This is a genomic window from Thomasclavelia sp. (genome assembly GCF_047249845.1).
Classification (GTDB): Bacteria; Bacillota_I; Bacilli_A; order Erysipelotrichales; family Coprobacillaceae; genus Thomasclavelia.
Window position 1 is genome coordinate 13598 of sequence record NZ_JBKTWO010000006.1, and the last position, 17051, is coordinate 30648.

11 protein-coding genes are annotated in these 17051 nt (G+C 27.0%); 10 read left to right on the forward strand and 1 reads right to left on the reverse strand.

The window, feature by feature from the left end:
- Window positions 1-635: 635 nt before the first annotated feature.
- The 4 genes from ACLR9T_RS02515 to ACLR9T_RS02530 are packed head-to-tail and all read left to right on the forward strand — an operon-like array spanning window position 636 to window position 7810.
- On the forward strand, window positions 636-2441 hold the full coding sequence (locus tag ACLR9T_RS02515) for an ABC transporter ATP-binding protein/permease (RefSeq protein ID WP_413107960.1): 1806 nt from the start codon (window positions 636-638) through the stop codon (window positions 2439-2441).
- Entirely contained in the window at window positions 2431-4110 is a 1680-nt protein-coding gene (locus tag ACLR9T_RS02520) for an ABC transporter ATP-binding protein (RefSeq protein ID WP_413107961.1), read from the forward strand. Before ACLR9T_RS02515 ends, ACLR9T_RS02520 begins: the two co-directional genes overlap by 11 nt.
- 43 nt (window positions 4111-4153) lie before the next feature.
- Entirely contained in the window at window positions 4154-4807 is a 654-nt protein-coding gene (locus ACLR9T_RS02525) for a GDSL-type esterase/lipase family protein (protein WP_413107962.1), read from the forward strand.
- Between the two features lie 57 nt (window positions 4808-4864).
- Entirely contained in the window at window positions 4865-7810 is a 2946-nt protein-coding gene (locus ACLR9T_RS02530) for an EAL domain-containing protein (RefSeq protein ID WP_413107963.1), read from the forward strand.
- Window positions 7811-8010: 200 nt separating this feature from the next.
- Here ACLR9T_RS02530 and ACLR9T_RS02535 read toward each other — a convergent pair whose 3' ends face one another.
- Window positions 8011-9417, reverse strand: coding sequence for an ABC transporter permease (locus ACLR9T_RS02535; protein WP_413107964.1), 1407 nt, complete (start codon window positions 9415-9417; stop codon window positions 8011-8013).
- A gap of 269 nt (window positions 9418-9686) precedes the next feature.
- On the opposite strand from ACLR9T_RS02535, the gene ACLR9T_RS02540 reads away from it, so the two are divergent.
- The 6 genes from ACLR9T_RS02540 to typA all read left to right on the forward strand — a co-directional run bounded on the left by ACLR9T_RS02540 (window position 9687) and on the right by typA (window position 16919).
- Window positions 9687-10352 carry a response regulator transcription factor gene (locus ACLR9T_RS02540; protein WP_413107965.1) on the forward strand — a complete coding sequence of 222 codons (666 nt, stop codon included), beginning with the start codon at window positions 9687-9689 and terminating at the stop codon, window positions 10350-10352.
- Entirely contained in the window at window positions 10349-11356 is a 1008-nt protein-coding gene (locus tag ACLR9T_RS02545) for a sensor histidine kinase (RefSeq protein WP_413107966.1), read from the forward strand. Before ACLR9T_RS02540 ends, ACLR9T_RS02545 begins: the two co-directional genes overlap by 4 nt.
- A gap of 73 nt (window positions 11357-11429) precedes the next feature.
- Window positions 11430-12197, forward strand: a complete 768-nt coding sequence (locus tag ACLR9T_RS02550) for an ABC transporter ATP-binding protein (protein ID WP_413107967.1) — start codon at window positions 11430-11432, stop codon at window positions 12195-12197.
- Window positions 12184-14184 carry an ABC transporter permease gene (locus ACLR9T_RS02555; protein ID WP_413107968.1) on the forward strand — a complete coding sequence of 667 codons (2001 nt, stop codon included), beginning with the start codon at window positions 12184-12186 and terminating at the stop codon, window positions 14182-14184. Before ACLR9T_RS02550 ends, ACLR9T_RS02555 begins: the two co-directional genes overlap by 14 nt.
- A 179-nt stretch (window positions 14185-14363) precedes the next feature.
- The gene (locus tag ACLR9T_RS02560) at window positions 14364-14981 is read left to right on the forward strand and encodes a pentapeptide repeat-containing protein (RefSeq protein ID WP_413107969.1); all 618 of its coding nucleotides are present in this window, start codon (window positions 14364-14366) and stop codon (window positions 14979-14981) included.
- Between the two features lie 120 nt (window positions 14982-15101).
- Entirely contained in the window at window positions 15102-16919 is a 1818-nt protein-coding gene (typA, locus tag ACLR9T_RS02565; RefSeq protein ID WP_413107970.1) for a translational GTPase TypA, read from the forward strand.
- Window positions 16920-17051: the final 132 nt, after the last annotated feature.

Below are 17051 nucleotides of genomic sequence, written 5' to 3' on the forward strand. Positions count from 1 at the left end.
TATTTAATTTTGGTAGGGATATTTTCCAAATAAAAATGTTTTTTATAATGTATAATGATGCTCAAAGAAATGTTAAAGCTATTAATTTAAATGGGGATAAATTAATTTTAATTAAAGTTTTTATCTGCTATATAATGATGTATTTTCAAGAAAATAAAGATGATATATATTATATATGATGGTGCTAGGGATCATGTTGATCAATATGGTAGAAATCATATGAATTTAATATAAAATATGTTGTAACACCTAAATTTTCCTATAAATATTAGATTTTTTATTGAATATATTAACTACATTTTACAGAATGTGGTTATTTTTTTATAGAAAAATAATATAAATATCGGATAATTATTTATAAATAGTAAAGGTAGTGGAGAAATGGAATCCTAATTTCCAAAGGTATTTAGAAAGAATAAATATAATTTTAGATGAGAGATCATAGAAAATTATATAAATTGAAAATGATAAAAGAGTAAGAAGTAATAAATAATATTTATGGTTAAATATTCAAATATCGCAAATTTATACTTAGATATAGTTCAGGTAGTATTTATTTTGTATTTTAATTTTAAATTCCTTTTATTTGACACAATTTAGATAATTGGGTAACATAGGTATGCTGGAGGTATATTATGTTATTAATAAATAAAACATTAATAAAAATGTCCAAGGGAATACGTGGCTGGATTGCGATAATTACTGGACTTAAAATATTAACATTGGTAGGAACAGTAATGTTTGCTAGAACATTATCTACTTTTTTAGGTGATTTATATAATCCTGCACTTACAAAAGATGAATTGATAGGAGCAATTATTAGTGCACTTTTAGCATCAATTCTAATTTTAATAGCCGACTTGTTGACTGGTGAAGCTCAGTATCGTTTAGAAGCTAAAGCTAGAATTCGGTTAAGAAAACAAATCTTTGAAAAAATGTTATTGTTAGATGTAGGTAAAATTGAACAAATTGGGGCTAGTAATACAATTAGTTCAGTTGGTGATGGTGTAGAGTCAATGCAGATTTATTATACAAAGTATTTACCAAGTCTTTTGTATTGTTTCTTTGCACCAATTTATTTATTTTTTCAATTAAAAGATACTTCTTTATTAATTGCAAGTATTCTATTGATTATTTCTTTGGCATTACCTTTGTTAAATAATTATTTTAGACAGACAATTGATAAATTAAAGAAGTCATATTGGACAAGTTTTCAGGCTTTAACTAGTTATTACCTAGAGAGTTTAAAAGGACTGGTAACATTAAAATTATTTAATCAGGATAAAAGAAGACATGAGAACTTAGAAGAAAAAGCTAATGATTTTAATAGTAATACTATGTCAATAATGAAAATTAATTTTGTTTCATTTTTAGTATCTGATGGTCTTATCTATTTAGGAATCGTAATTGCAGTGATTATTGCATGTATGCAATTAAACGAACAAAAAATTGATTTATCTAAAGCAGTATTAATATTAATGCTGTCATATAGTTTTTTTAGTTCAATTAGACAGTTAATGTCTGCAGCACATGATGCTTTAGCTGGAATTGCAGCAACTGGTAATGTTGATGAAATTTTGAATCTTGATACAACAAGAAAACAATTAACCTCTGTTGAAAGTGATCAGGAGATTTTAAAAAAATATGATCAAAAGGTATTAGATGATTTACATAATTATCAAGGAATTATACTTAAAGATGTTGATTTTAGTTATCGTAATAAACGGAAAATATTAACACATTTAAATCTTGAGATTCCCAGAAAAAAAACAACTGCTATTGTTGGTAGAAGTGGTTGTGGTAAAAGTACTTTAGCTAGTATGTTAATGCGTTTTATTGATCCAAAAGAAGGCTACTTATATTTTGAGGGAGAATGTTATTATAATAAAACACCAAATGAACTTAGAAAAAAAATTATTATGGTTCCTCAAAAAGTAAATATATTTAGTGGGAGTTTAGAAGATAATTTAAAAGTTGCTAAAGAGGATGCAAGTATTAGTGAATTATTGGATGTTTTAAAACAGGTTCATTTATATGATTGGGTTAAATCACTGCCTGAAGGATTATCAACTGATTTAGGTGATAGTGGAGCTATCTTATCAGGTGGACAAAAACAAAAAATTGGAATTGCTCGAGCTTTATTAAGTGGGGCACCATATATTATCTTCGATGAGGCTACATCGAGTGTAGATCAAAATAGTGAAGATGAAATATGGCATTGTATTAATGAATTAAGTCATACAAGAACCTTGATAATTATTTCTCATCGTTTATCAACGATTCAAAAAGCTGATCAGATTATTGTATTAGATAAAGGTATTTTGGTTGAGCAAGGAAATCATGAAGAGTTGCTAAAGAAAAAAGGTGAATACTATCAATTAGTAAAAGAACAAGAAGTATTAGAATCTCATGGAAAGCAGAGGTTAAATTATGAATCGTAATCAATCATTATTTATCCTAACTAAACGTTTATTAAAAATTGCTTCATCAATGAAAAAGTACTTTATAATATCAACGATCGTTAGTATTTTAGGAAATATTGCACAAATGGGATTAATGGGATTTGGTGCTTGTTTTATTTTAAGCGTAGCTGGTAAATTGAGTAGCTTAAGTACTAATGAATATGGTATTTTGATGGCAATTAGTGCTATTATAATTGTTGCTTGTCGTTATTTTGAGGGTTATTTTTCACATGTGGGTTCATATGAACTGCTTGCTAAAATGCGTGTCGATATGTTTGGTATATTACGTAATCTAGCTCCATCAGGATTAATTGAGTATACAAGCGGTGATATTATGTCAAGAGCAATGTCAGATATAGAAAGTATTGAGTTCTTTTTTGCACATACGATAGGACCTTTATTTACTGTGGTATTATTGCCATTAATTACTTTGATTGTTGCAGGAAGTATTGATATATTATTTGTTTATGGTTTATTACCGATTTATTTGATTGTAAGTATTGTGATTCCTTTAGTGGCAATTAAGTTAGGTCGTAATATTGGGATAAGTTATCGTTATAAATTAGGCAGATTGAAAACGTTTTTATTAGATAGTGTTTATGGTTTATCAGAAATTCAAATTTTTGATTATGGGACAAGAAGAATTAAAGAACTTGAAGAAGTTAATAGGGATATTAATCATACAACTCATAAATTAGCTTATCATCGTCAACTAGTAGTTTCCACACCTTCTTTTTTCATATATTTAGCACGAATTTTAATTATTGCAATTGCTTCATACTTAGCTATACGTGGTAATCAAGATACTACTGCAATTATAATTTTATCATTTATTGTTTCTGCTTCGTTTTCATCAACGCAATCATTAACTACAGTTGTATCTAGTTTGTTAGAAGCATATGCAGCATCTCAACGATATTTTGATTTAGAGGATATGGTGCCTGCGGTTAGTGAGATTACGCAACCAAAAGAATTAAAGAAAATTGAGAAGATTGAATTTATAAATGTTACTTTTAAATATCCTAAAACCAATAAAACAATTGTTGAAAAGATGAATTTTATTATTAATACTAAGGATAAAATTGGTTTAGTTGGTGAAAGTGGTTTGGGTAAATCCACACTAATTAGATTATTATTACGATTTTATGATGTTGATGAGGGCAAAATATTAATAAATGGAATTGATATTAAAGAATATTCATTGGTAGATTTAAGAAGACATATAGGAACGCTTGAACAAGAGACATTTCTATTTAATGATACAATAGCTAATAATATTGCTTTAGGTAAACCTAAAGCAACAAAAGAAGAAATAATTAATGTCGCAAAAATGGCAGGAATTCATGATTTGATTAATTCATTACCAGAACAATATGATACATTAATGGGGGAATTGCAAAATCGGTTATCAGGTGGTGAAAAGCAGCGAATAGGAATTGCAAGAGTGCTGCTAGTAAACCCGGATTTGTTAGTTATGGATGAACCAACAAGCAGCTTAGATGTAATCAATGAAAAGGGATTATTAAAGACGTTAGATGAACATTTTAGTGAAAAATCCTGGTTGATAGTTTCACATCGTCCTTCATCATTAACTAGTTGTAATCGTAGTAGTAGATTAGAAGATAAACAAATCAAAGAAAAAGCTTAAGGCTTTTTCTTTTTATGTTAAAATAAGTTTTGGAGGTAATAAAATGAAAGAGAACATGAAATATTTAACTAATCATTATCAATTAAGAGAGTTTACTTTAATAAGAATGCTTGAAATAGTTAATTTAAATAAAAAAGCTATATCTGGAGGAACCGTATTTTATGGTGATTCAATAACTGAGTATTGTAATTTAGATAAATATTATCCAGATATTAATAATAAATATAATTGTGGAATTGCTGGAATTACTTCTAAAATGTTATTAAATTTTATTGATGAAGGAGTAATAAAATTTAAACCTAAAAATGTTGTAATCATGGTTGGAACTAATGATTTGGGTAATACAGTAATGGAAAGTCCTCGCGATATTGCTCTAAATGTAAAAGAGATGGTTGAAATTATTCATTATAATTGTTTAGATGCTAGAATTTTGTTGGTGGGAGCGCTGCCTTGTTTAGAAAACACACATGGTTATAAAGCAACCTGCCAAGGGATGCGTAGTAATGATTTATTAAAAATGATTTTTAAGGAATATAAAAATATTATTCCTTATGACTATGTAACCTTTATTAATCCATATTCAAATCTTTGTAATAAAAAAGGACAACCCGTTGAGAATTATTATGTTGATGGTTTACATATTAATGATGAAGGATATCAAGCATATACAAAAGAAATAAAAAAGTTACTTAGCTAAATTGTATATCATTAGCAATAGTGTTAAAATATTATAATGCATAAAGGGGTGAATATTATGGATACAATAATTATTGTTAGAGATCAAAGTGATGATTATTTAAAGCTGAAAGACATATTAATTGATGACTATGATATTGTTATTTATGATGATATTAAACAATTAGATGATGAGTTTAGCGTTGATCAAGCAGTAGCAATTATTATCAGTTTAACTGATGCAAGGAAAGAAAATGTAATCAAATATTCTAAATATATAAATAAAAATAATATTCAAATCCCTTTAATCGTAGGTGGAGATTTCACTGGGAATCTTTTAAACCTGCTCAATCAGGATATTAGTGAAGTTATTGTAAAGCCATATAATAAATCAGTTGTAAAATTAAGGGTTGATAATGCAATTTGTCGTGCTAAAAATAATGAGTATCATATCATGGCAGATTTTGATTCTCTAACAAAAATATATAATCGAACCGCATTTTATCGTGAAGCAAAAAAACTGATTACTTATAATAAGGACATTAGTTATGATCTAGCATGTTTTGATATTGATCGTTTTAAAATCATTAATGATATTTATGGAAGCGGTGTTGGTGATGAGTTATTGATATATATTGCTAATACCGGTATTAAACGAATGAAACAACATAATGGATTAATTGGACGATTAAATGGTGATTTGTTTGCAATTGTTGTACCGCATCAAGATAAGATAGAAGAAACACTGCTTCAAGAAATGAATGAAGATATTAGTAATTTTAATTTAGGAATTAGCATTGTAATAAGTTTTGGTTATTATAATATTGATGATTTATCATTACCAATTAATAATATGTGTGATCGTGCAATGATGGCAATAAAAAAAGTCAAAAATAAATACAATACTAGTTATGCAATATATGATGATGAACTTAGAAATCAAGTTCTTGAAGAACAACTTATTATCGATGAGATGGATCGAGCACTTGAAAATGATGAGTTTATTCCGTATTATCAGCCTAAATTCAATATGGTTACAAAAACATATATTGGTTATGAAGCATTAATGCGTTGGATTAGTCCAATTAGAGGATTGATTCCTCCAAGTACATTTATTCCTATATTTGAAAAAAATGGTTTTATTTCTAAAGCTGATCGCGTGATTTGGCGAAAAGTCTGTCAAGATATAGATAGATTTCGCTGTGAAGGACGAATATTATTACCTGTATCAGTAAATGTTTCACGAATTGAATTATATGAAATAGATTTAGGTGAAAGTATATTAGATTTATTGGAAGAATATGATATAGATATAAATTTATTTCAATTGGAAATTACAGAAACTGCATATATGCAAGATAGTGATCAAATGATAGAAGCAGTAAATCGATTAAAAGAATTAGGTTTTACTATTTTAATGGACGATTTTGGTAGTGGTTTTTCATCTTTAAATATTTTAAAGGAATTGCCTTTTGATGTAATAAAAATTGATTTAGCTTTCCTAGAACACTTTGATAAAAATAATAAAGCAGAAAAAATTCTTAAATCAGTAGTTCAAATGGCTAAACGTTTAGATATGGAAGTTATTGCCGAAGGAGTAGAGACTAAATTACAAGAAGATTTTTTAATCGAGTTAGGCTGTAATCGAGCTCAAGGATATCGTTTTGCTCGACCGGTAAGTATACAAGAGATAACTAAATTGATTGATAGTGGTGTTATCAGAGTTGGGGATATTAAGGATGAGGATAATGCGATTGTTAATATCGATGATCTTTTGACAACTGTTTATCGACAAGGTGAGTGTGATTGGTACCGTCAGGCACTTTTGGAGTTAGATGCTCAAATTTTTGAATATGATTTTAAACGTGATAATATGATTATTTTTGATACACCAATCAAAAATAGTAATTCAAATCTTACTAAGATGGAAATTCCTAATTATTCACATAATATTAATCGATTAATTCATCAAAGGGATATTCAAAAATATAATATCTTTTTTAAAGGAAATAAAGAGGTAAAGATTACATATCGCCGTAATATGATCAATCGTGACACTGGTTATATTTGGGTTAAAGATATTGGTAAGACATTGTACGATGAAGATGGAAAGCCAAAATTATGCATTGGTGTTAGTAGAATTATTTCAGATGAGAAATTGAATGAACAAATGATGCGTGTTTTATCATTAATGGAAAAATCAACGGATTTTGATTCTTCCATTAATAATATTTTGACAGAAATGGGAAATGATTTTTCAATTGATCGCATTAGTCTTTTATTGAAAGAAAATAGTAATTATCGTTCACGATATTTTTGGCAAGATAAATCTATTAAAATGGAGATAACTGATACTTTTCAGACAGTAAAAAAAGATGTTCAAGAGTTGATTGGTTATTTTAAAAATAACTCAATTATTGTAGTTGATAAAAATACTAATAATTCTTTTAGTAAAATAAATAATCTTAATTTTTTTAAAAACAAAGCAAAATCTGTTGTGATTATAGCTTTGTATGATGATAGTGGAGAATTTATAGGATGTATGGCGTTTGCAATGATAAGAAATTATCGTAAATGGCGTAAAGATGAATTATGGGCGTTGCAGGAATTAACTAAAGGGATTAATGTTTTTTTAAATAAAGAGAAAATTTTTAATCATTTAAATAATACGCTCTTGATATATAATCAGCTTATGGAAAGATTAAATGATGGAATATTAATGTTTACATATGAAGATGAACCTCAAATAATATATTTTAATGAAACATATCAAAAATTATTAGGAATTGATAAGTTGAATAATCAAAATTTTTATTTCAATTATAATAATTGTATTGATAAAGATACTAGGTTTATAATTCATGAAGCAATTGAAAAATGTATTAAAACAAATCATGAACAGGTTGTTTACTACTCTATAAAAACAGCTAATAATCAAATTATAAAAGTTAAAACAATTTATTTATTTTCACAAGTAAAAGAAAATGATAAAAAGATTATTATTAGTGTTACATCAAAACAATGACACTATTATTATAATTTTGGTATTTGATTAGAAAAATTCTTAAGAAATGAGAAGATTAATCTATGTGTATATAATTATAAGAATAAATAATTAAAACTTTAATTAAAAATAGAATTTGAATAAGAGTACTATATTTATAAAGTATATGATTAAAAGACCCTATAAGGGTCAATGGAGATACTGTAGTGTTAATTTATTTTTTAATCAGTATTTAATTTGATATTATTACTTATAGATTGTTTGATAATGTTTTTGTAAAGTAGCAGAGAGATAGTTATACAGATTATTATTAACATTATCGAAAGTATTATTAGGGTATTAATAGGATATATAAATTTGAAATAATACATTGATTGATGGATTATATTTACCAATATCTTAGTTATAGAAACTCCTATTGTTGCTAATAGTACAATAGAGATTCCAACATAATATAGTGATTCATAAATAAGCATTTTGCATAGTTGTTTTCTACTTAAACCAATGGCTTGGAGGATAGCGATTGGTTTTTTTCTTATTTCCATGTTTGTAATGATTACATTTATAAAATTTAGTATACCAATTAAAATTAATATGAAAGAGAAGCAGTTTCCACCAATTTTTAAACCTTCAATCATAGGAGACAAAGAATTCTCAGTTTCCATTTGTGATTTAATTGTAACTTTATTTAGATCAAACATATCAATTAATTTTTCATTAATTTCATTATCATAAAATCTATCTGATGATATTTTTAATTCAAAGGTTTTATAATCATTAGAAATACGTTCCATTCCTTTTTCACTTACAAATAAAATGATATTATCATTTTCTGGTAAATAGTAATTTTCGGCATCTTTTAAGTATTCTGTAGATTGAGAGAATAAATTAACTAATTCAAATGAATTTTTTTTATTAGTTTCACCATTAGTAATCTCTATCTTTTTTCCAATTTTATTAGGTGAGATTGTATTTGATAATCCAATTACACCATTACCATCTTCAAATTTATTTTTGTCATAATTATTATTATATTTAATGAATTTATTAATTTGATTTTCTTTTAATATAATTATAGTTGCACAATACTCTTCAGGGTTCTCTAAGTAGTATTTAGTATCTTTATCATAAAATTGAAGTTTATCTTGTAAATTTTTATTAAATACATCTGGATCTGGTTTTAAAAAAACATTGATGCCCTGAACAGCTATAATATTTTTAATACCTTTAAGCTGATTAATTACTTCTATATCTTTTTCAGAAATTTCACTAATATTTTCACTTTTAGAACCAGTATTATTTTTTATATTAAATGTATAAGGTTGGGACTTTCTAAACCTTATTGAATAATCTGGATGAGCGAATACAGAGTTTGTTGTTAAGAAAGCTAATAGGCCAATAAATAATGATAAATAAACTGACATTGCTTTTTTCTTATCTTCGAACACATTTCTAAAAGCCATTTTATATATTTTACAACCTGTTTTACTTTTAATTTTATGCTTTTTATTATTGTTTTTGAAATTAGCTAAAATATTAAATTTTATGCCCTCAATAGGAGTGATTTTATTAACAATACGTGTTGATTTAGTACAACTAATAAATAATGTAAAGAATACTAATAACATTTATTTTACTGATATACAAAAATTAACAATAGTAAGAAAGCTCATAATTTAATGTAGTAGTTAATATGTTAAAAAATATCTTATTAGGCTTTAGGAATTGAATTTGTAAAACTAAAATATAATAGAGAAAAGATAGATTTTAAAATTAAATAAAAAATCTAAATTATAAATAGCTGATAAATATTTAATATTACTAATCACAAATAGATAATTTATTGTCCTTTTATTTTGTTTATGTATAATTATAGTTAATAGGAGGATTTAAAGTAATGGCAAAAATATTAATTATTGAAGATGAAGTAAAACTACGGCAAGAGTTAGAAGTTTATTTAAATAATAATGGTTATCAAACTGAGGTAGTTGAGTCTTTTGAAAATACATTAGAGCAGATGAAAAATTTTAATGGCGATTTAATATTATTAGATATTAATTTGCCAAATATAAGTGGACAATTTCTTTGTAAAGAGTATCGTAAAATTTCAGGTAAACCGATTATTATTGTTACGAGTCGAAATAACGAGATGGATGAGTTGATGTGTATAAATTATGGTGCAGATGATTTTGTTACTAAGCCATATAATCCTCTAATACTTATAGCTCGAATTGAGGCTGTTTTAAAGCGAATGCAGCCTGCTAGTGAAATTTTAATTAGTTATCAGGATATTAAATTAGATGTATCAAAAAGCAGTATTTTAAAAGGAAATCAAGTAATCGAGTTATCTAAAAATGAATTAAAAATATTTTATTATTTATTACAGCATCGAGGTACGATAAAGTCTCGTGAGAAGTTGATGGAATATTTATGGGATAGTGATATGTTTGTAGATGATAATACCCTAACTGTTAATATTAATCGTTTACGAAAGAAATTAGAGGATATTGGTTTAAATGATGTAATTCATACTAGAAGAGGTCAGGGGTACATAATTTTATGAAACTGAGTGAATACTTAAAGGATCAAATTATTAATATTATTATAATGTCAAGTGTAGTTGTATTGATCTGGATTATTTTGAGAGTATTTAATTATTCTAATTTTTTAGTTATTTATATACCATTGTTAATTATTAGTGCATATTTATTGATGCTTAGCTATGATTATTTTCGAAAGAGAAAATATTATAATCATTTTATTAAGAGCTTAGATAATTTAGATGAAAAATATTTAATAACTGAATTAGTCGAAAAACCCCATTTTTTAGATGGGAAAATTATGATAGAGAGTATTTATGAAATTGATAAAGCGATGAAAGAACATTTAAATGAATCATTATATCGTCAAAGTGAGTTAAAAGAGTATATTGAAATGTGGTGTCATGAAGTTAAAACGCCTGTGGCTACTTGTCAATTAATTATTGAAAATAATTCTAATTCTGTAAATAATAGTATCAAAGAAGAGTTGATAAGGATTGATGATTATGTTGAACAGGTTTTATTTTATGCTCGAAGTGAAAATGTTGAAAAAGATTATTTAATCAAGGATCTTGAATTAGGTAATTTAGTAAATTTGGTGATTAAACGAAATAAAAAAGACTTAATTAATAAACGAATTAAAATTGAACTTGATAATTTAAATATAAGTGTTGCTAGTGATAAAAAATGGTTGGAGTTCATTTTAAATCAGATTATTAATAATGCAATCAAGTATATTGATAAAGATCCTGTTATTTTAATTAGTGCTAGAAAATACAGAGATCGAATTGAATTAAGTATACATGATAATGGAATAGGAATTTTAGAAAGTGAGTTGAAACGTGTTTTTGATAAAGGGTTTACTGGCACTATTGGGCGTCAAAAACAAAAGAGTACAGGGATTGGATTGTATTTATGTAAAAAGCTGTGTTTGCGTTTAAATCATGAAATTAGGATTGATTCAGATAAAGATGGTACAACTGTAACAATTATATTTCCAGTCAGTTCTTATGTAACCTTACATTAATGTAAGGTTATGTTATTTTATTCGATGGTAGAAAAATAACAGATGGTTATAATAGTTATTGAGGTGAAGAGAAATGGAAAAAATATTAAGAATTGAAAATATTGAAAAGTATTATGGAAATAAAGGTAATATTACTAAAGCTGTTGATAATATTAGTTTTGATGTTGAAAATGGTGAGTTCGTAGCGATTATGGGAGCTAGTGGAAGTGGTAAAAGTACATTATTAAATTGTATTTCAACGATTGATAAAGTTACAAGTGGGCATATTTATCTAAAAGATGCTGATATTACTAAATTGAAAGGTTATAAACTGACAAAATTTAGAAGAGATTCATTAGGATTTATTTTTCAAGACTTTAATCTTTTAGATACCCTTACTTCATTTGAAAATATTGCTTTAGCATTAACAATTCAAAAGTCAAATTATAAAGGGATTGATGATAAAGTTAATAAAATAGCATCAGCATTAGGAATCAAAGATATTTTAAATAAATATCCATATGAATTATCAGGAGGACAAAAACAAAGAGTGGCCTGTGCTAGAGCAATAGTTACTAATCCTGATTTGATTTTAGCTGATGAGCCTACTGGAGCCCTTGATAGTAAATCAGCGCGTATGTTATTAGATAGTCTCAATGCATTAAATGAAAAGTTAAATGCGACTATCTTAATGGTTACTCATGATTCTTTTACAGCTAGTTATGCTGATCGGGTTATTTTTATTAAAGATGGTAAGATTTTTAATGAGATTATTAAAGGTGAGAATTCACGTAAAGTATTTTTTAACAGTATTATGGATGTTCAAACATTATTGGGTGGTGAACTAAATGAAGTTATTTAGTTTGGCACTTAGAAACATTAAAAAAAGTATTAAAGATTATTCAATTTATTTCATAACTCTAGTTATAGCTGTGGCTATCTTTTATATCTTTAATTCAGTTGATAGCCAAACAGCAATGATGTCAATTAATAAATCAACTATGGAAATTGTTCAAGCTATAGTAAATGTTTTATCTTATATTTCTGTTTTTGTATCTATAGTATTAGGTTTTTTAATTGTTTATGCTAATAATTTCCTAATTAAAAGGAGAAAAAAGGAAATTGGAATTTATTTAACATTAGGAATGTCAAAAATTAAAGTATCAACAATTTTAGTTTTAGAAACAATTATTGTTGGGGTTATATCATTAGGAATTGGTTTAATTTTAGGCGTTGGGTTATCACAGCTGTTATCAATTTTTACTGCTAAATTATTTGAGGCGGATATGACTAAATTTACATTTGTATTTTCTAGTGAAGCTTTGTTATCAGCAGTTATTAATTTTGGTTTTATTTATATAATTGTAATGATCTTTAATATTATTACTTTGAATCGTTTTAAGTTAATTGATTTATTATATGCAAATCGCAAAAATGAAAAAGTTAAAATAAAGAATGGCTGGTTGATTTTTACTACTTTTATTGTTTCAATAATACTAATTGGTTATGCTTATAAATTATTATATGATGGAGCATTACTTATTGTTGGAAGCGATTTTCTGATTATGATTATCTTGGGAGCGTTTGGAACTTTCTTATTTTTCTTATCAGTATCAGGTTTTTTGTTAAAAGTAGTTCAAATGCGAAAAAAGACCTATTATAAAGGTTTAAATATGTTTATTTTAAAACAAGTAAATAATAAAATTAATACCCATGTTGTATCAACTACTGTTATTTCATTAATGCTTTTAATGACGATTGGAATCTTATCATCATCATTGGCGATGGCTTCAGCAATGAATGCTTCTTATCTTGATAATAGTCCTAGTGATATTACAGTACTTTCTTTTGATAGTGAAGCATTAGAAAAATTAAAACAGGAACCATCTTATCAAGAAATTGTTAAAAAAGATTACCAATTTAGTTATCAAAATTTAAAAGGTCTTAATCAAGGTGATTTTATCAGCCCTAAAAGTGATATGTACAAAGAGATGGAAACATTAAAAAAAGAACCTATGAGAGTAGTTAAAGAAAGTGATTATAATCAAATCATGTCTTTAAATGGAAAAATAGATAAAAAAATTCAGTTAGCAAACAACCAATACCAACTAGTAGCTACATTACCAATGGCTTTGGAATATTATAATCAATTTTTAGAAGGTGATAGTACAATAAAAGTTGGGGATATATCACTTACAAGTTTAACTGAACAAGTTGTTGAATTATCAGTTACTAATGATAGTGGTAATGAAGGTTTTATTGTTGTAAATGATGAAGTTGCAAATAAATATGGTCAAACATCAGAACGTCATGAAATTTATTTAGTTGCTGATTATCAAGGCGATAAAGAAGTATGTGAAGAGAAATTTCAAGATTTTATATCTATTTTTAATAGACAAATAGAGGATGAAGGATATCATGTTGTATCTTTTACCCGAATTGAACTTGGGCAATCTGGAATTGGAACAAGCGCTCTATTTACTTTTGTGGGATTGTATTTAGGAATTGTTTTTGCTTTAGCAAGTGGGACAGTTTTAGCAATTGAACAACTATCAGAATCTTCTGATAATAAAGAAAGATATCGTATTTTAGGGCAATTGGGGGCAAGTAAGCCAATGGTTAATCGTAGTTTACTAGTACAAATTGGAATTACATTTATGTTCCCTTTAGTTGTTGCTTTAGTTCATAGTTTTGTAGCTTTAAATGAAATAAATTATATTATTAGTTTAATGGTTAGTATAAATATTGCCGATAATATTTTAATCACTACAATCTTTATAATTGTTGTATATGGTGGTTATTATCTAGCAACATATCTTGCAAGTAATCGAATTATTAATGAACGTTAATTGGTTATTCATAACGAATAACCAATTTTTTATAAATATAATTTCATATTATACATATTAAATTAATACATACTATATGAGTATTTATTTTTAGTTTAATTAAAGATGATTATAAAATTGTTTTGAAATCTTTACATTATTAATTTGCTATGTTTATAATAAATTAATGAGGTGAAAGAATGAAGAGAAGAGAACCGGTTATTCATGATTTAAATAAAAGTTATTTTCATGAAGTTGAGGATAATTATTATCAATGTTTATTTGTAGAAAACCCATTAGGTTTAATAACAATTAAAGATATGACAATAGAAGAATGTAAGTTTGTTAAAATTGATTTTAGTTTGATTAAGCTTATTAATACTCATATAGTAGATTGTGTTTTTGAAAATTGTGATTTATCAAATTTAGAATTTAATAAAGTTAGTATTCATCGTTGTCATTTTATAAATTGTAAGATGACGGGGGCAGGTTTTATAAATTGTTCTTTGCATGATCTATTATTTAAAGGAGTACAGGGAAGGTATTTAAATATTAGTTTTGGTAATATTCGTAATGTTGAATTTATTGATACAGTGCTTGATGAAAGTAGTTTTATGGAAATTGATGTTAAAAATCTGATTTTTAATCAAGTTAGTTTTATTAGTGGAGAAATTTTTAAAACAGGATTAAAAGGAATGGATTTTAAAACAACAAATATAGAAGGAATTAGAATTGATGATTATAGTTTAAAAGGAATTCATGTAGATATGTATCAGGCAATTGCGTTAGCTGGTTTATTAGGGATTATCGTAGATTAATTATTATGATAAAATATGTAATTTAAAGCTATTTAAGCACCTTTTTATCTCAATTAAAAAAAATAATGACAAAATACAATTCTGTGATATAATGATGAAGTTATAAGAGAGGTTGAGTAGATGAAAATAAGAAATATTGCGATAATTGCCCATGTAGACCACGGTAAAACAACATTGGTAGACCAATTGTTAAAACTATCAGGTACATTTAGAGATAATGAGCAAATAGCAGAAAGGGCAATGGATAGTAATGCGATTGAACGTGAACGAGGAATTACTATCTTAGCTAAAAATACAGCGATTAATTATAAAGACTATCGAATTAATATTATGGATACTCCAGGTCATGCTGATTTTGGTGGTGAAGTTGAAAGAATCATGAATATGGTTGATGGGGTACTATTAGTAGTTGATGCATATGAGGGTACAATGCCTCAAACACGTTTTGTTTTAAAGAAAGCACTTGCTGCTAAGGTTAAACCCATCGTAGTTATTAATAAAGTGGATAGACCAGTAGTAAGAATACAAGAAGTAATGGATGAAGTATTAGAATTATTTATGGAATTAGGGGCAGATGATGCTCAGTTAGAATTCCCAACAATTTATACATCGGCATTACAAGGAACATCAAGCTTGGATCCTGAATTATCAACGCAAGAACCAAATATGGATTGCTTATTAGATATGATTATAAGTGAGATTCCAGAACCATTAGTAGATGAAGAAGGACCATTACAATTCCAACCAGCATTATTAGATTATAATGATTATGTTGGAAGAATTGGGATTGGTAGAATACAACGAGGTAAAATGCGGGTTAATGAAAGTGTCACATGTGTGCGAGCAGATGGGACGCACAGTCAATTTAGAATTCAAAAATTATTTGGATTCATTGGTTTACACCGAATTGAGATTGAAGAAGCTGGAGCAGGAGATATTGTGGCTATAGCTGGATTAGCTGATATTGGTGTTGGTGAAACGGTGTGTACAACTGGTAAGGAAGAAGCTTTACCTTTATTAAAGGTCGATGAACCAACGATACAGATGGTGTTTGGTACTAATACTTCACCATTTGCGGGTCAGGATGGTAAATTTGTAACTGCCCGTCAAATAGAAGAAAGATTGTTTAAGGAAACTAATCGTGATGTATCGTTAAAAATTGAAAGAATTCCTAACAGTGAAGAGTGGATCGTTTCTGGACGTGGAGAATTACATTTATCAATCTTAATTGAAAATATGCGTCGTGAAGGTTATGAGCTACAAGTATCTAAACCTAAAGTAATTATTAAAGAGGTCAATGGTGTATTATGTGAACCATATGAAGAAGTAAATATCGAAGCTCCTGATGATTGTATTGGTAACGTCATTGAATCATTGGGATATCGTCGTGGAGTACTTGAAAATATGGTTAGTAATGATGGACAAACAAGTGTTACATATACAATTCCTTCAAGAGGGATGATAGGTTTTATGACAAACTTTTTAACAATGACTAAAGGATATGGGATAATATCACATTCATTTTTAGAATATCGTCCAATGGAGGGTGATGCTGTTGGTGAAAGAGCACTTGGGGTTTTGATATCAATTGACAGTGGACAAACAACCGCTTATGCTTTAGGTGGGGTTGAAGATCGAGGAGTAATGTTTATTGGTCCTGGAGTAGATGTTTATGAAGGAATGATTGTTGGTGAACATAGTCGTGATAATGATTTGGTTGTTAATGTAACTAAGGGTAAACAGTTAACCAATACGCGTTCTTCTTCAAAAGATTCAACAGTTGTATTAAAAAGACCACGTGTTTTCAATTTAGAAGCTTGTCTTGATTATATTAATGATGATGAATTAGTTGAAGTAACACCAGCAAATATTAGATTAAGGAAACGTTACTTAACTGAACAAGAACGTAAACAGCAAAATCGATTAAAAGCAAAATAAAAAACAGGATTACTCTGTTTTTGATCATGCCAATCTAGTAAGTTTTACTAGATTGGCACTTTTTATTGTTTAGTAAATGAAGTTATAATTTGGTGTGAAAACAATAATAATAACATTTATTTAATCTTATTT